Genomic DNA, 17,047 nt, shown 5'->3' on the forward strand with positions numbered 1-17,047 from the left:
GGTCAAACCTTTCGTGACAGTTCCTGCGCAATCAACACCAGGCCGGTCAGCAAGATCATCACGTTGAGGACCTGGCGAAAGCGGTCATGATCGAGTCGGCGATCCACCTGTGCGCCCAGGCCGACGCCGAGCAAGAGGGCTGGCAGGCCGATCAGGTAATGGGTCCACACCGTGGCGGTGAGATGGCCGGCCACCAGGTGTGAGGCGATCACCAGGGCGCTGCTGAAGAGAAAGAGCGCCTGCAAGATCGAACGGAACTCGTTGCGCGGCCAACCCTGCAGCGTGCCATAGATGATGACCGGCGGGCCGGGTGTGTTGTAAGCGCCGCCCAACAGGCCAGCCAGGAAACCGGCCAGATAAACGCCCGCGCCGGCCAGGACGAAGGCGCTGCCGGCGCCCCCGGCGCGCCCGGCCGTTGGCGTCAGGCTTGTAGGGGCGGGGGTGAGCAGCGGGCGCAGCAGGGAATTAAGGGCGTAAAGGATCAGCACCGCGGCCAGAATTAGCTTGACCACGGTTTCGTTGACCGTGGCAACCATCCAGATGCCAAGTGGAATCCCACAGGCGGCCGCCAGGGCCAGCCGGGTGACGGCATGCCACTGCAGCGCCTGCCGATAGCGCAGGAGGTTGACCGCGTAGAGGGTGAACCCGGTCATGGCGACCAGCGGCGCGGCGATGCGTACGCCCATCACCCCAGGGGCGGCCACAGAGAAGGCCAGCGTGGCCAGGGGCATCGCGAGCAGGGCAAAGCCAAAACCCGAAATTGTCTGTAACAGCGCGGCAAACAAGACGATGATGGCAAAGAGAATGGTGGTCATACGCCTCTGGCCTGGCCGATGACCCGTGCAGGTGGTAATCGCACGGGCCTGACGACATGGGGACGTTGCAAACAGTGTACCATAAGATGTAGGAGACCGCTATTTTCGGTAACGGGTGTTGCCAGTAATGCCAGTAAAGAAGGATTGAAGTTTTCCTGACTCTGTGCTAGAATGGAGTCCGGTCCTTCTCATGATACTCTGATCTCTGATCTCTGATCTCTGATCTTCGATCTCTCACAGAGCGGGAGTTATGAACACCAAATGATCGAAATCCTTCTCGCCAATCCCCTCCTCTTACTCTTTCTCGTCGGCGCAATTGGCTACCCGCTGGGCAGCATCAAGATTGGCGGCAGCAGCCTGGGCGTTGCGGCGGTTCTCTTCGTCGGCCTGGCGTTCGGCGCGCTGCATCCCGATATGAAATTGCCCGAACTGGTCTATCAGTTGGGGCTTGTGGTCTTTGTCTACACCGTGGGCCTGAGCAGCGGCCGCCAGTTCTTCGCCTCATTTCGCCGCCGCGGCCTGCGCGATAACCTGTTCATTCTCGTCATGTTGATCTTTGCCACCGTTTTGGTGGGCGCTGTGGGCACGGCGCTGCGCCTGTCGCCGGGCGTCACCACGGGCATGTTTACAGGCAGCTTCACCAACACCGCCGCGCTGGCGGCCGCCCTGGAATACATCAAGAGTGCGGCGTCACCGCAGTTGGTACAACAGATGCTGGCCGAGCCGGTCATCGGTTTCTCCCTCACCTACCCCATGGGCGTCATCGGCATGATCCTGGTCATCACCGTGCTGCAGCGCGTATGGAAGATTGATTATGCCGCCGAAGCCAGCCGCGTGCATGACGTCGCGGCCAGCAGTCGGCGTCTGGTCAATCGGACTATCCAGGTGACGGAGCCGGCCGCAATCGGTGTCACGATCGCTGAGCTTTTGCAGCGCCAGCATTGGGACGTCGTCTTTGGACGGCTGCAGCGCGAGGAGAAATTGACCATCGCCGCCGCGGACACTCAACTGCATCTGGGCGACCTGGTCAGCGTGGTAGGCACCGCGGAGGAACTTGACAAAGTGGCGGCCAGCCTGGGCCTGGTCAGCGAAGAGCATCTGGAGCTTGACCGCGGTGAGTACGATTTCCGGCGCGTCTTCGTCTCCCGGCCGCACGTGGCCGGGCAGCGTCTGCGTGACCTCAACCTGCCACAGCAATTCGGCGCGGTGGTCACCCGCGTGCGTCGGGGCGACATCGAACTGCTGGCCCAGGATGACTTAATCCTGGAATTGGGCGACCGCGTGCGCGTGGTGGTGCGGCGCGAAAATATGGACGCGATCACGAAGTTCTTTGGCGATTCCTACAAGGCGCTGAGCGAAATTGACATTCTGCCGTTCAATCTCGGCCTGGCGCTTGGCATCCTTCTGGGCATGTTGCCCATTCCGCTGCCAGGTGGGGTGACGCTCAAGCTCGGCATTGCCGGCGGGCCGCTCATCGCGGCTCTCATTCTCGGCGCCATTGACCATACCGGCCCGTTGGTGTGGAACCTTTCGTACAACACCAACCTGACGCTGCGCCAGATCGGCCTGGTACTTTTCCTGGCCGGCGTCGGCACGCGCTCCGGTTACGCGTTCGTCAGCACGCTGCAGCAGGGCGGCGGCGTCACCATCTTCATCGCCGGCGCGTTGCTCACCATGTTGATCGCCTTCCTCACTCTGTGGATCGGCCGCCGCGTCTTCAAGATTCCCATGGGGCTGCTGCTCGGCATGACGGCCGGTTTGCAGACACAACCGGCCGTCTTGGGCTATGCGTTGCAGCAAACGGGCGATGAACTGCCCAACATCGGCTATGCGGCCGTCTACCCTATCGCGCTGATCAGCAAAATCCTGCTGGCGCAGATCTTGCTCGCCGTCCTGTTGCGCCTGTAGCCGGCGACTTTTTGGGGCAGCCAGCCTGCACAAGGGGAGTTTCACGTCTCCTGTGCGCAAAAAGGCGATTGACAGGGCCGATGGGGGGTGTTATACTGACGATGTGAGACGCATCAGCCGTCTGCACCGGTTGACTGTCAAACCCATGAACACTTCGAGGAGGTTATCATGACCCCTAACCCACCAGGTGAAGCACGCAGTGCATGGCCGCTGCTGGCGCTCGCCCTTGTCAGCGGACTGATCACCATGGCCCTCTCTGCGCCGAACGGCGACGCCACCCGCGAGGCCGGCGCCGCCGGCGACATGAGCCGGCTGCTCTTCAACTCGCCCATCCAGACGCCCCGGCCGATCGGCGTCATCACCGATGACGCCCTGGCCCGCGTGTTGGGCGAGCGCCGCTATGCATACCCCAAGCCGACACGTATTGGTACTCTCACATCCACCCCGCAGAGGACTGCCACCGTTACTCGAACACCTGACGGTATTCGTACGATTACGCCACCATCTGCGGTGATCTTGTCGCTGCCACAGACAACTCACCTCACTTATCTTCCACATGTCAACGTTTTCTATGGCTGGAAGGGGGTGGGAAATGCCATCAAAGAAGGTCAGCATTGGTCGGACACCTCTCATCTCGACAACTTCAACCTGGGCTGGTGGTACGACTGGGGAGACGACAGCAGTTATGGCGAGTATGATCACCTCGGCTTCGTGCCGATGGTGTGGTGCGGATTCTTCGGGAATTCCACTGACCCCTTGCGCGCGCTTGTTGCGCTGCATCCGGGACGCACCTGGTTGGTCTTCAACGAGCCGGATCACCCTGCGATCAGGCTGCGTGCGACGCCGATTCCAAGCGTTACGCCAAGCGTTACGCCCACGGCCTATTACGTCTACCGACAATGTGCAGAAGTTTTCTGTGCCAATACGTCTGATGTAACTTGTCAGTGGGGCGAGAATGTAACACCCGCACCTGACCTAAACGCGCAGACGCAAAAGCTGGCGGTGAAAACCGCGCAAGAATACGCCAGGGTGTATTTGGCAATCAAGGAAGTAGACCCTACGGCTCGTGTTCTGTGCTGTGGGCAATATCATGCTGATCGAACCAACTGGTGGGTAGCGTTCATCACTGAACTGCGACGACTGCGAGATGGAGACGCCACGACTACTCCAACGCCATCGCTCGGCTTCGATGGCATCCATCTGCACGTCTACCCCTATACAGGCAGCACTGAATGCAATTCGGGACCGATTAACGAGGTGTTTGACTCATGCTTGCGAACCAAGCTTCCAACTTATGTGGCTGCTTTTCGGGCGACTGAAACCGTTGAGGTCGGAGATAGACCGTTTTGGATTACAGAGTATGGCTATTTGTATGGTCCTCCGTCAGTTACTGGGACCCCTACTCCCACCCCTTCGCGACTAGATGTGCGAGACTACCTGATGAAACCGATGGCGGGGTTCATGGGGTCGTCTGAAAATCCTGGTTATCGCCGCCTTTCCTGGTTCAGTGTGGCTGATGGTGATGCGCGAACGCGCTTGATGGAACCCGAAGCAACCGGCACGCCGCCTTATCGGTTGACGATCTTAGGAAACGAATGGGCCAGTTACGATCCCGGGTGGCCGCCGACGCCGACAGTGACGCCAACGTATACGCCAACACCGTGAAGGGAGGGGCCAATGCGGCGAATCAGGCCGTTGATGATAATACTTCAATGGATCACGGTTGCATTCCTCATGATTTCTAACAACGGGGTAGATGGGGCGTTGTCCGGCGCAGAGCCAAACGGCGCGCATTCTACGTTGCCGTTGTGTTCGTCTGTTCCATATTTGTATTGGAGCAATCTCGTGCCTTCTCCAGTTTACGAGGAAGATCGCACGCTCTTTTTTGTCTACTCTCCACAACTCTGGCGCAGTCGGGACAACGGGACTACCTGGCAAATGATCTATCGTGCATCAGTCATTGGCGAAGAAGCCTCCGACCTGGCTGTCGTTCGTGCGTCTGAAGACGCAGACGTAACGCTTTACATTCGACATTGGCATTACCGGCGTAAAATCTATGGGATTGCGCGCAGTACGAACGCAGGCATCACCTGGCAAGAACGTACAGCCTGTGATCCGAATTGCCTAGGCATGTTTACTACGGATCGTGCAGAAACGATCTTTGCGGTTCGCGCTGAGCCATTGTTCCCCACTGAATCCGGTTTGGGTATTTTGCGCTCCGACGACGGCGGTTTGAGTTGGCAGGCGGTGTGGGACGAGACCAACGCCTATTTCTTGTATGTGTCGCCAACTTTTGCCGAAGACAGCACTCTGTATAGCCTGGCGGATTATCTGATAAGATCCACGGATGGCGGCATGACCTGGCAGCGGCCTGAAGGAGAACCAGGGCCAGGCTACCTGATCATGTTTTCGCCGAACTTCGCCCGCGATCACACGGTATTTGGGGCGCAGGTGCAGACCTTGTTCAAGAGTCAGGACGGCGGGGTGACTTGGCAACCGGTGTTTGGTCTTGGCGGCGAAGCTCATATAGCAGACCTGGATCTTTCACCCAATTTTGTCGAAGATCGCACGCTGTTCATTGCGACCGAAAATGCTGTGCTGGTATCCTACGATGATGGCGCGAACTGGTCGGTCATCGCGAGCGGTGTGCAGAAACCACGCCTCGATGTCAGGAGGTCGGCAGGTGATTCCAACCAGGTTGCACCGGGTAATGGCGGTCTGCGCCAGCAGGGGAGCGGTCCAGAAGGTGTCGCGTCGCCTGCGGTCCGTGCAACGTTCAGTCACCAGGCTTACTTACCTTTGGCCGGCAAGACTGGGCTCCGTACCCGGCCGTTGAGCCTGTTTCTTTCGACCCAGGCTGGCAGCAACTTTCACTACTATCATTCAGACGACGGTGGGTTGACGTGGAACTGCCTGAATGCGCCGCCGGTGTCTTGACAGAAACCCGTTTTCTCCAAGAAAACGGGTTTCTATCTGAAAAGGATTCAACAACGATGTTCAAACCCTGGATGTGGCTGCTCTTGCTCCCGGTTCTCTTGCGCACCAGCGGCCTGGTGCAAGACGGCGCCCCCACGGTCTGGCCGCAGGAGAACCTCATCCTGACAGCCCAGGTTGCCGGGGATGTCTCGAGCGTGGCGCTGACTGGTTCCTACGCGGCAATCGGCCTGGGCCAGACGGTGACAGTGCTGGACATCGCTCACCCCACGATGCCCGTTCTGGTCGGGCGGTCGTTGGCGCTCTCGGCCCCGGTGGTCGCGATGACGTTTGCCGCGGTGGCGCCCGCACACGTCAACCGGCGCGACCAGCCGCCTGCCTTTCTCTACCTGGTGACCGGCGCGACTCTCTCCATCGTGGATTTCACCGATCCCCTCTCGCCCACACTGGCGAGTTCCCTGGCGCTTCCGGCCGCGGCCGAGGATGTGGCCGCGGCCGCGGTTCCCACTGCGACCGGTTCCTGGTCGGTCTATGTGTACGTGCCGGTGGGCGAGGCCGGTCTGCGCATCGTAGATGTCAGCGACCCAACCCAACCGCGGGAGACTGGCTTCTACGACACGCCGGGCCATGCCTGGCGCGTGGCCGCCGATCTGACCAGCGTACCGGGGCAGGTGTACGCCCATGTCACCGATGAACACCGTTATTACTACATCGTCAATGTCACTGATCCCGACCAGCCGCTGTTGACGGCCAGTTATAGTGGCTACATGGGGATGATGCAAAGCGGCGATGTCGCTTTGGCCGGCGGCTACGCCTATATTGGCGGCGATTCCGGGATGGACATCATGGATCTCAGCGATATCACCCAACCACGTCGCGTGGTGGGAGCTTCGATGGTATCCATCGGATTCATCTCCAGGCTGGCAGCGGCGGAGCGCCGCGTGTTCGTCCTTGCGGACAGCGGGATCGTGAATACTATCAACGTCGCCAATCCACAACGCCCGCTGGTCAGTTGGCGCTATTACGATACGCTGGGAGAGGCGGGTGAGGTGGCGCTTGCCATGCTGCCAGGGCAGGAGACCCCCCTGGCATTTGTTGCCTGCGGCAGCCGGGGCCTGCAGGTCATCAGCGGCGCCGATCCCACCGCCCCCATGCGCGTGGGCTGGTTCAACCTGCCGGGGCGTGCGTATGGGGTCAGCCTGGCGTCGCAGTCGGTGTGTGAGGCCGGTAGCTGCACCCCCCAGGTGTTGGCCTATGTGGCGGATCATGATGGCAGCATGCACATCGTGAATGTCAGCCAACCCGACCAGCCGGCGCAGATGGCGGCATACGACAGCACGGGTATGGCCTGGAACGTCACCCTGGACGAGCAGATCGCTTACGTGGCGGCGGGACCGAAAGGGATGCGCATCGTGGATGTGCAGGATCTCGGCCAACCGTGGGAACTGAGTTTCTTTCAACCCTACGATACCTTTATCCGGGATGTTGCGATTGCGGGGCGCTATGCCTATGCGGCCGATCGCATGCACGGCCGTCTGTACTCACTTGACATGAGCGATCCGGTTCATCCTGCGGAGATCGGCCTCTTCGACTCGCCGGGAGGAGCGTATGCGGTCACGGCGGTGGACAACCTGGTCTACCTGGCGGACGGGGCGGCGGGGCTGCGCATCGTGGACGTTTCCAAGCCCGACAGCCCGTTCGAGGTCGGTTCCTGGCAAACGCCGGGGGTAGCGGTGGAGGTAGCCATCAGCGGCACGTTGGCCTTCGTGGCCGGCCGTGAGGAAGGGCTACACATCGTGGATGTCTCCAACCCGGCGCAGCCGCAGCTCGTGGCAACCTACGACACGCCGGGCCTGGTGTGGGGCGTGGCCGTGGAGGGCGCGTGGGTCTACCTGGCCGACGGGCCGGCCGGTGTGCGCCTGCTGGACGTGAGCGACCCGGCGCGGCCGCGGGAGACTGCAGCCTATGTCACCCCTGGCTACGCCTGGAATGTGGCGGTGGCGGGGGATCAGGTGTACGTCGCGGCGGAGAGCGGCGGCCTGGTCATCCTGCGCCACGTCGTGCTGCAACCCCTGTATCTGCCGCTCGTGCGATAGCCCACCGAATGAATTCGGTGTCTGATATGTGAAACCCGCTCAAGCGGGTTGCGCTGGTGGGAACTGGTCTTGTCAGGTCGCGGTGGTTGGGGTTGTGAATTCGTTCTCCACAAGTCTTACGAATTCAGCCGTCGCACCCAATACCAACCTGCTTTAGCAGGTTTTGGTGTATCAGACCGTGAATTCAGCCCACCGAATGAATTCGGTGTCTGATATGTGAAACCCGCTCAAGCGGGTTGCGCTGGTGGGAACTGGTCTTGTCAGGTCGCGGTGGTTGGGGTTGTGAATTCGTTCTCCACAAGTCTTACGAATTCAGCCGTCGCACCCAATACCAACCTGCTTTAGCAGGTTTTGGTGTATCAGACCGTGAATTCATTCACTGATATGTGAAACCCGCTCAAGCGGGTTGCGCTGGTGGGAACTGGTCTTGTCAGGTCGCGGTGGTTGGGGTTGTGAATTCGTTCTCCACAAGTCTTACGAATTCAGCCGTCGCACCCAATACCAACCTGCTTTAGCAGGTTTCGGTGTATCAGACCGTGAATTCATTCACGGGGGTGTATCAGACCGTGAATTCATTCACGGGGGTGTATCAGACCGTGAATTCATTCACGGGGCTCTCGGCTTGCCCGGCGATTCGTGCGGCAGCCAGCCTGCGCAAGGGGAGGAAGGAGTATCTTATGCTAACTCGGTTTTCTCAATTTGACAGGACGCGGCGCCTGCGCGGGCTGGCGCGACTCATCATCCTCAGCCTGCTGTTGACTGGTTTGCCGGCCGGCGCGGCGCCGCCAGCGCCTGGCGGCGGCAATCATTTCGTGCGCATCCCCGACTTTGCTGTCAGCGAGGTGACTGCCCTGGGCCTATCCCCCCAGGCCGCCATCAACTACGGCAGTTTTCGCTGGCTGCAGTTGAATGCGGCCGATCTCGCCCGCCTGCGCGCCAGCGGCCTGCCTTTTACCCTGGATGAAGAGGCCGGCCAGGTGCGGGTGCGCGAGTTCGTTTTCGACCCGTTGATCGCAGGAGAGCCTGATCTGCCGGAGGCCATGCAGACCCTGGACGCCGGCCCGGCCCTGCGCCTGGTGCAGTTCGCCGGCCCCATTCAGGACGCCTGGCTGGCGGACCTGGCAGCAGCCGGGCTGAAGCCGCTGCAGTACTACCCCTCCAACACCTACCTGGTCTGGGGCACGGCGGCGCAGGCTGAGGCGGCTGCCACGCAACCCTTTGTGCGCTGGCAGGGCGCTTTTCATCCGGCCTACAAGCTCAACGCAGACCTGCACAACCGCCGCGGCCGCATCGAAAATGTGGACGTGATGTTCTACAACGACGGCCAGCCCGATCAGATCCTGGCCGCGCTGGCGAAGTTCGGCGCTCAGCTTGTGCAGGTTTTTCCCTCGCAGCCGGACCGGGCCTTCTTCGACGCCATCGTCACGTTGGACGCCGACGCACTGACTGCTGTCAGCCAACTCGGCGCAGTCCTGGCTGTGGCCTATGCCAGCCCGCAGCCGCAGGTGCAGGATGAAGCGGCCGATCAGATCCTGGCCGGCAACTACGCAGCCGGCCGGCCGTTTCCGGGCTATCGCGCCTGGCTGGCGGACCTGGGCTTCGATGGCCGCGGCGTCACCTGGGCCGTGATTGATACCGGGGTGGATTACGATCATCCCGACTTCAGCGGCCGCATCGTGGGGGGGGCCGATTTCCCCGGCGCCTGCAGCATCCCCGGCCAGCCGGGCAGCGACTGCGCGGGCGGCGGTCATGGCACGCACGTCGCCGGCACCATCGCCAGCAGCGGCGCCGGTGGCTTTGGCAATGCGCAGGGTTTTCTGTACGGCCTGGGTGTGGCGCCTGGCGCCAACATCTTCGCCATGAATCCTCTCTCGGGCAACGTCTGGCCGCCGGCCGGCGGCTGGCAGGAGATGAGCCGGCTCGCCATCCTGGGCGGGGCGGTCGGCGGCAGCAGCGCCTGGACCAGCGGCGAAGGGATCAATCATGGCTATCAAGCCACGGAGCGCATACACGATTTCATCGTCCTGGACGGCAACTTCGACACGCCGACCATCGCCGAGCCGTTCGTCGAGGTCTTTCCGTCCGGTAACAGCGGCTATCTCGCCAACACGCTGACCGCGCCCGCCGAGGCCAAGAACCTGATCGTTGCCGCCAGCAGCGTGAATCCCCTCTTCGGCTGGGGTGATGACATGAATGCCACTTCTGAGTTCAGCAGCCGTGGGCCGACCGTGGATGGCCGCTATGGGCCAACGCTGGCCGCGCCGGGCGAAAACATCGCCTCCACGCGCAACCACCTGGGCGGCGATTGCAGTACAGCCATCCTTGGAACCAACAACCTCTACGCCTACTGTTCAGGCGCCAGCATGGCCGCCGGCCACACCTCCGGCGCGCTGGCGCTGCTGACACAGTGGTGGCGCAGCTTCGATGCCGGCGCCAATCCCAGCCCTGCGATGGCCAAGGCGCTGTTGGTCAACGGCGCCGTGGACATGGGCAGCGGCGCCATCCCCAACATCCTGCAAGGGTGGGGGCGCATCAACCTGACCAACGTCATCAGCAGCGGTCTGGCCATGGTCTATCATGACCAGTCCACCGTGCTACGCGACACGGGCGAATTCTGGGAAATCACGGTGGGTGTGCCCGACCCGACCCGACCGCTCAAAGTGACGCTGGCCTGGAGCGACGCGCCGGGCGCGGTGGGCGCCAATCCCGCCCTGGTCAACGACCTGAACCTGACCGTGACCGATGGCGCGGTCGCCTACAAAGGCAACGTCTTCGACCGCGGTTGGTCAACCAGCGGCGGCGCGGCCGACGCCAGGAACAACCTGGAAAATGTCTACCTGCGCAGCCACGGCGATGTTGTCACCATCCGGGTGGAGGCTGCCAACCTGCCGGGCGATGCGGTGTTGTACAACGGGGATGCCACCGACCAGGGGTTTGCGCTGGTGTGCGCCAACTGCACCGTGCGACCCGATTTCACCCTGGCAGGCTTCCCGACCCGCCAGTCGGTCTGCGCGCCGATCAGCGTCGCCTACACGCTGACCGTTGGCGCCATCCTGGGCTTCGACCAGCCGGTGAGCCTGAGCGCCAGCGGCGCGCCGGCTGGGGTCATGATCGGGTTTAGCGGCAATCCCGTCACGCCGCCGGTCACCCCGACGCTGACGCTCGGCAACACGGCCGCGGCGCCGCCAGGCGCCTACTCGATCAACGTGGTGGGCATGGCGGTCAGCGCCACGCACACCACCACCGTGGGGTTGGATGTCTTCGACGCGGCGCCGGCCGCGCCGGGGCTGCTCGCGCCGGCCGACGGCGCGCCGTTGCAGCCGCGGCGACCGACCTTCACCTGGGACGCGGCCAGCCAGGCGCAAACCTACGCCATCGAGATTGCGTCCGATGCCAGTTTCAGCACGATCGTCGCTGCCGCCAGCGGCCTGACCAGCGCCAGTTTTACACCGGGCAGCGACCTGCTCACCAGCACACGCTACTACTGGCGCGTCCAAGCGTTCAATACGTGTGGGGCGGGCGCAACCTCGACCGTGTTCAGCTTCACGACTCTGAACACCCCCGGCGCCTGCGGGCCAGGGACGGCGCCGGTTGCGCAGGCCATGTACGACTTCGACGGGCCTCATGCGGCCGACGGCTGGACCGCCGTCACGGTGAGCGGGCCAAACCAGTGGGGGTTGGCAACCAACCGCTGGCACAGCCCGCCGCAGTATTGGCACGCCGGTGCGCCGGCCGCTGTCAGCGAGGTGCATCTGATTTCGCCGCGGTTCAGCCTGCCCAGCGGGCAAGCGCCGCTGACGCTCCAGTTTTGGAACAGTCAGATATTCGAGGACGGCACGGCCGGCTGTTACGATGGCGCTCTGCTGGAAATCACCACCGATGATGGGGTGACCTGGGCGCAGGCGCCGAACGAAATGCTCTTGACCCAGCCCTACAACGGGGTCATTTCGTCCGATTTCGACAACCCGCTGGCCGGTCGCCTGGCCTGGTGCGGCGATCAGTGGGAATACCTGCACAACATCGTGGATCTGAACGCATTCGCCGGGCAAACGGTGCGCTTTCGTTTTCGCGTCGGCACTGATCGGACGGTCGGCCGGCCCAGCGGCGGCTGGGAGATAGACGACCTGGCCGTGCAATCGTGCCAGTCGCAGGTTCGATACTTCCCCCTGGCGCCGTAGCGTCCCCCCCTCGCAGGGCTGCGGCCAGACGACGACCTCAGAGGGGATCCCCCTCGCAGGGCTGCGGCAAGATGACGAACTCAGAGGCACGCAACGTCGTCACAAGTCAACGCTGCGATGTCCATTGGCCCCTGCGAGGGTTGTTGGCCGAAGAATCGCCCAACCTTGCGCAGGCCCGCCGGGTAAGGAGCTTGCGCCGCGGCGGGCGTTGTCGGCTGGCCCGGCGATGTGTGCGGCAGCCAGCCTGCGCAGGGCTGCGGGCAAGAGACGTTATCAAGCCTTAATCCACAAATTACCAATCATTAACCGTCGCATAATGCCGAGTTAAATCAAGCCGGCTATCCTCAGCGTGCGGATCGAGATCTGCGTGCGCCTGCCTTTCGATAGGGCAAGGGCCGCGGCAGCCTTTTCACCGCATGACGTAAACCTGTTAAGGTCAACATCGAGGAGAAATTTCTATGCGTACGAGATTCGTTTATGCCCTCACTCTGCTGGCGCTGACGTTGAGCGCGTGCGGCGCGCCCGCAGCCACTCAGGCGCCCGCAGCCACTCAGCCGGCCGTAGCCACTCAGCCGGCCGTAGCCACTCAGCCGGCCCAGCCGACCGCTGCGCCCATAGCCGAATTGAGCGGCGACATCGCCATTGATGGCTCTTCTACCGTCTACCCCATCACCGAAGCGATCGCGGAAGAGTTTGGCGCCGTGCATCCCAAAGTCAAGGTAGCCGTGGGCATCTCTGGCACCGGCGGCGGTTTCAAGAAGTTCTGCAACGGCGAGACCGACATCTCCAATGCGTCGCGCGCGATCAAGGATTCCGAAAAAGAAGTCTGCGCGCAGAGCAAGGTCGAGTATACGGAGTTTCTGGTTGGCCTGGACGGCTTGACCGTCGTGGTCAATCCCAAGAACACCTTTGCCCAGTGCCTGACCGTGGCCCAGTTGAAGGCTGTTTGGGACACCGGCAGCGCGGTCAAGAATTGGAAGGACGTTGATCCCAGCTTCCCGGATCAGCCGCTGACCCTCTACGGCCCCGGCACCGATTCTGGCACCTTCGACTTCTTCACCGAGGTCATCAATGGCAAGGCCAAGCAATCGCGCGCGGACTACACCGCCAGCGAAGATGACAACGTCCTGGTGCAGGGAATCGAAGGCGACGCCAATGCGCTCGGCTACTTTGGCCTGGCCTACTACATCGAAAACAAGGACAAGCTGCGCGCCGTGCAGGTTGATGGCGGCAAGGGCTGCGTCGAGCCGAACTTCGACACCGTCAACCAGGGCGCCTATGCGCCGCTCTCACGGCCGCTTTACTTCTATGTCAAGAACAGCGCGCTGAGTCGCCCGGAGGTCTTTGAGTTTACCAAATTCTACATTGACAATGCGCAGTTGATCGTAGATGAGGTCGGTTACGTGGCTGTACCGCAGGCGCGTTACGATGAAGGCAAGGCGGCCCTGGCCAAGTTTGCCAAGTAAACGTTGACCAGGGCCTGTTTGCGAGGCTCAAGTACAACGTAATGACACCATGCCAGCCCGGCGCCGGGTTGGCATGGTGTTGTGTTCAGAGTGGCGCAGAATTTCAACTTGGCGTAAAATTATGCTCAATCACGAGCTTGTTCAACTGACTCGCCAGGGAGACTGGCAGCAAAATGATGGATCAACTACAGGCGAATAGGACCGCGCAGCACGAGCGCGCTGCCCCTGGCGCGCCCCTGGTGGGCAACCGCTGGCGCTCAATGCGCGAGCGGATCATCGGCAGCGTGCTTTTTCTGTGCGCTGCCGTTTCTATCTTGACCACGGCCGGCATCGTGGGCGTCCTGATTTTCGAGGCCCTTGAATTTCTACGCGCCGTGCCCTTACTCGATTTTCTGACCGGCACCGTATGGACGCCCCTTTTCAGCCCGCCCAGCTTTGGCGTTCTACCGCTCGTGGCCGGCACCGCCGTCGTCTCGCTGATTGCCATGCTCATTGCCCTGCCATTGGGGCTGTTGGCGGCCATCTTCTTGAGCGAGTATGCCAGCCCGCGCGTGCGCCGGGTGCTCAGACCGCTTCTGGAAATTCTGGCCGGCGTGCCCACGGTAGTATACGGCTATTTTGCCCTGACCTTCATCACACCCCTGCTGCGTCAGTTGTGGCCCGACATGCAGGTTTTCAACGCCTTGAGCGCCGGCATCGTCATGGGCATCATGATCATCCCCCTGGTCTCATCCCTCAGCGAAGATGCCATGACCGCTGTCCCGCGCGCGCTGCGTGAAGCGGCCTACGGCTTGGGCGCCACCAAGCTGGAGGTGACGCTGCGCACGGTCGTGCCCTCCGCCCTGTCTGGCATCACCGCGGCCTTCATTCTGGCGATTTCCCGCGCCATCGGTGAAACCATGATCGTCCTCATCGCCGCCGGGCAGAGCACCATCATGCAGCTCAATCCGCTCAAAGCGATGGAGACCATGACCGCATTCATCGCCCGCGTCAGCCTGGGCGACAATCCGCAGCAGAGCATCGAATTCAAGACCATTTTCGCCGTCGGCATGCTGCTCTTCATCATGACCTTCGCGCTCAACCTGATCAGTCAACGCATCCTGACCCGCTATCGCCAGGTCTATCAGTAGATTTGTACCGCAATTAGGGTAAAAGAAATAGATGGACATAGCATCCAACCCAAATCTTGAGTTTCGCCGGCGCCTGGCGCGACGCAAGCGCGCCGGGCGCATCTTCGCCGCCGTGACCTTTGCCGCCACCCTCATCGGCCTGATCGTCCTGGCCGTCCTGCTGTTGGATGTGCTCAACAAAAGCCGCGGCTGGCTCGATTGGCAATTCCTGACCAGCTTCCCCTCACGTTTTCCACAGAAGGCCGGCATTCTTTCCGCCTTTGCCGGCTCCCTCTGGCTTGTCGGATTGACCGCGATCTTCGCCTTCCCCATCGGCGTGGCCGCGGCCATCTACCTGGAGGAATACGCGCCGCAGAATTGGGTCACGAATTTGATCCAGATCAACATCGCCAACCTGGCCGGCGTGCCGTCCATCGTCTACGGTCTGCTGGGCCTGGGCATTTTTGTGCGCACCCTCATGCTGGGACGCAGCCTGCTGGCCGGCGCCTTGACGATGAGCCTGCTCATCCTGCCCACGATCATCATCGCCTCGCGTGAGGCGATGCGCGCGGTGCCGCCCTCGCTGCGCCACGCTTCACTGGCCCTGGGAGGCACGCGTTGGCAAACAGTCTGGCGCACCGTGCTCCCGATGGCCTCCTCTGGCATCCTGACCGGCACGATCCTGGCGCTCTCGCGCGCGGTGGGCGAAACCGCCCCGCTCATCACCATCGGCGCCTTGACCTACATTGCTTTCTTACCCGAAAATATCTTCAGTCAGTTCACCGTGCTGCCGATCCAGATCTTCAACTGGACCTCGCGGCCGCAGGCTGACTTTCGCAACCTGGCGGCCGCAGGCATCGTCATCCTCCTGGCTGTTCTGCTGACCGCCAACGCCATAGCCATCCTGCTGCGCGATCGCCTGCAGAAGCGTTTCTAGCGAGTAACTCAATGCAACGAGAATCAGTCATTTTATCGCCGCCAGCTACAGGCGCCGCCTTGTCCAGCCAGAGCGCCTTTAGCGTCGAAGGCCTGAACTTTTGGTATGGCGCCAGCCAGGCGCTCAAAGACGTCACCCTGGAGATTCCCGAACGCAAGATCACCGCGATCATTGGCCCCTCAGGCTGCGGTAAGAGCACTTTCTTGCGCTGTTTCAACCGCATGAACGAACTGATCCCCGCGACCCGCGTGGCGGGCAGAGTCTTGTTCCAGGGTCTTGATCTTTATGCGCCCATCGTTGACCCGGTGGAAGTGCGCAAGCGCATCGGCATGGTCTTCCAGAAACCCAATCCGTTCCCGCAGTCCATTTTCGATAACGTAGCCTACGGCCCGCGCGTCAACGGCTATCACGGAGATATGTCCGAGTTAGTTGAACGCTCCTTGCGCCAGGCTGCGCTGTGGGACGAGGTCAAGGACAAGCTGCGCGCCAGCGCGTATGCCCTGTCCGGCGGACAACAGCAGCGCCTGTGCATTGCCCGCGCCCTGGCCGTGGAACCCGAGGTCATCCTGATGGATGAGCCGTGTTCCGCGCTTGACCCTATCGCAACTCTGAAAATTGAGGAATTGATGGTAGAATTAGCTACACAGTACACCATCGTCATCGTGACGCACAACATGCAGCAGGCGGCGCGTGTCTCCGACATCACCGCGATGATGATGCTGGATGACAATCGCAAATCAGGCACGGTCATCGAGATTGGCCCGACCCGCGCTATTTTCACCTCCCCAAACGACAAGCGTACCGAGGATTACGTCACCGGACGTTTTGGTTGAGTCATGCAACTTTGCGGCGCCACCTGCCGGATGGCGCTTGCAGGCCGACAGGCAAGCAGGAGCAGATCGTGTCAATTCGTCAGCACTTTGAACGTGAGATCGAAAAACTGCAGGCAGATGTCCTTCTCTTGGGCAGCATGGTCGAGAAGGCCATTCTCGATTCCGTGGACATTCTGCAACGTCGCGACCTGGATGCCGCCCGACAATTGGTCGCGGACGACCGCCTGATCAACGAGAAACGCCTCGCCATCGAGGACAACTGCCTGGCGCTGATCGCCATGCAGCAACCGATGGCGAGCGACCTGCGCACGCTGGCGTCCATTCTGGAGATTGCCACCGAACTGGAGCGCATGGGCGACTACGGCAAGGGCATTGCCCGCATCACGTTGATGCTGGCCGACGAACCGCTGACTTTCCCACTGCATGATATTGACCTGATGAGCCGCAAAGCGTGCGACATGCTGCGCCGCGCCCTTGACGCGTTCAACCGCCGCGATGTGCAGGCCGCACGCACCCTGCCGGCTGAAGACGATGAGGTGGACGCCCTCTACGTGCGCACGCAGAATCGCCTGATCAGCAGCATCGTGGCCGACCCGCGCACCATTGACCAGGCCATGCGCCTGCTGTGGGTGGCGCACAACCTGGAGCGCGCGGCCGACCGCGTGACCAACATCTGCGAGCGCACCGTGTTCACGATCACCGGCCGCATGATCGAACTGGACGTTCTGGATTCCGCCCAAAGCTCCCCCGGCTAAACATCACTGTGGCGCA

The 17,047-nt window shown here is 61.7% G+C and carries 11 protein-coding genes; 10 read left to right on the forward strand and 1 reads right to left on the reverse strand.

The genetic code is table 11. The annotated features are described in order from the left end of the window. Positions 1-2: 2 nt before the first annotated feature. Positions 3-815, reverse strand: coding sequence for a sulfite exporter TauE/SafE family protein (locus tag IPF85_RS08985; RefSeq protein ID WP_343407741.1), 813 nt, complete (start codon positions 813-815; stop codon positions 3-5). 261 nt (positions 816-1,076) lie between these two features. Here IPF85_RS08985 and IPF85_RS08990 point away from each other — a divergent pair, with 261 nt between their 5' ends. The 10 genes from IPF85_RS08990 (at position 1,077) to phoU (ending at position 17,031) form a co-directional block, all read left to right on the forward strand. Next, positions 1,077-2,723, forward strand: coding sequence for an aspartate:alanine exchanger family transporter (locus tag IPF85_RS08990; protein ID WP_343407742.1), 1,647 nt, complete (start codon positions 1,077-1,079; stop codon positions 2,721-2,723). Between the two features lie 246 nt (positions 2,724-2,969). Continuing rightward, positions 2,970-4,388, forward strand: coding sequence for a glycosyl hydrolase (locus IPF85_RS08995; protein WP_343407743.1), 1,419 nt, complete (start codon positions 2,970-2,972; stop codon positions 4,386-4,388). Between the two features lie 180 nt (positions 4,389-4,568). Beyond that, positions 4,569-5,660, forward strand: a complete 1,092-nt coding sequence (locus tag IPF85_RS09000) for a sialidase family protein (protein WP_343407744.1) — start codon at positions 4,569-4,571, stop codon at positions 5,658-5,660. Positions 5,661-5,716: 56 nt separating this feature from the next. Next, positions 5,717-7,753, forward strand: a complete 2,037-nt coding sequence (locus tag IPF85_RS09005; protein ID WP_343407745.1) for a hypothetical protein — start codon at positions 5,717-5,719, stop codon at positions 7,751-7,753. A gap of 677 nt (positions 7,754-8,430) precedes the next feature. Continuing rightward, positions 8,431-11,931 carry a S8 family serine peptidase gene (locus IPF85_RS09010; protein WP_343407746.1) on the forward strand — a complete coding sequence of 1,167 codons (3,501 nt, stop codon included), beginning with the start codon at positions 8,431-8,433 and terminating at the stop codon, positions 11,929-11,931. A 458-nt stretch (positions 11,932-12,389) separates the two neighbouring features. Further along, positions 12,390-13,397 carry a PstS family phosphate ABC transporter substrate-binding protein gene (locus tag IPF85_RS09015; RefSeq protein WP_343407747.1) on the forward strand — a complete coding sequence of 336 codons (1,008 nt, stop codon included), beginning with the start codon at positions 12,390-12,392 and terminating at the stop codon, positions 13,395-13,397. Between the two features lie 173 nt (positions 13,398-13,570). Then, positions 13,571-14,527: a phosphate ABC transporter permease subunit PstC gene (pstC, locus tag IPF85_RS09020; RefSeq protein WP_343407748.1), complete on the forward strand. Its 957-nt coding sequence runs from the start codon at positions 13,571-13,573 to the stop codon at positions 14,525-14,527. Between the two features lie 31 nt (positions 14,528-14,558). Then, complete coding sequence (gene pstA / locus IPF85_RS09025; RefSeq protein ID WP_343407749.1) at positions 14,559-15,443, forward strand: phosphate ABC transporter permease PstA; 885 nt, start codon at positions 14,559-14,561, stop codon at positions 15,441-15,443. 11 nt (positions 15,444-15,454) lie between these two features. After that, complete coding sequence (pstB, locus tag IPF85_RS09030; RefSeq protein WP_343407750.1) at positions 15,455-16,276, forward strand: phosphate ABC transporter ATP-binding protein PstB; 822 nt, start codon at positions 15,455-15,457, stop codon at positions 16,274-16,276. A gap of 68 nt (positions 16,277-16,344) precedes the next feature. After that, a complete protein-coding gene (gene phoU / locus IPF85_RS09035) occupies positions 16,345-17,031 on the forward strand; it encodes a phosphate signaling complex protein PhoU (protein ID WP_343407751.1) in 687 nt (228 codons plus the stop codon). Positions 17,032-17,047: the final 16 nt, after the last annotated feature.

The sequence above is a fragment of the Candidatus Amarolinea dominans genome (genome assembly GCF_016704685.1).
Lineage (GTDB): Bacteria > Chloroflexota > Anaerolineae > SSC4 > Amarolineaceae > Amarolinea > Amarolinea dominans.

Excerpts from the sequence above, each read along its gene's own strand:
- IPF85_RS08985 (WP_343407741.1), bottom strand. The coding sequence starts at position 815 with ATGACCACCATTCTCTTTGCCATCATCGTCTTGTTTGCCGCGCTGTTA.
- IPF85_RS08990 (WP_343407742.1), top strand. The coding sequence starts at position 1,077 with ATGATCGAAATCCTTCTCGCCAATCCCCTCCTCTTACTCTTTCTCGTC.
- IPF85_RS08995 (WP_343407743.1), top strand. The coding sequence starts at position 2,970 with ATGGCCCTCTCTGCGCCGAACGGCGACGCCACCCGCGAGGCCGGCGCC.
- IPF85_RS09005 (WP_343407745.1), top strand. The coding sequence starts at position 5,717 with ATGTTCAAACCCTGGATGTGGCTGCTCTTGCTCCCGGTTCTCTTGCGC.
- IPF85_RS09010 (WP_343407746.1), top strand. The coding sequence starts at position 8,431 with ATGCTAACTCGGTTTTCTCAATTTGACAGGACGCGGCGCCTGCGCGGG.
- IPF85_RS09015 (WP_343407747.1), top strand. The coding sequence starts at position 12,390 with ATGCGTACGAGATTCGTTTATGCCCTCACTCTGCTGGCGCTGACGTTG.
- pstC (WP_343407748.1), top strand. The coding sequence starts at position 13,571 with ATGATGGATCAACTACAGGCGAATAGGACCGCGCAGCACGAGCGCGCT.
- pstA (WP_343407749.1), top strand. The coding sequence starts at position 14,559 with ATGGACATAGCATCCAACCCAAATCTTGAGTTTCGCCGGCGCCTGGCG.
- pstB (WP_343407750.1), top strand. The coding sequence starts at position 15,455 with ATGCAACGAGAATCAGTCATTTTATCGCCGCCAGCTACAGGCGCCGCC.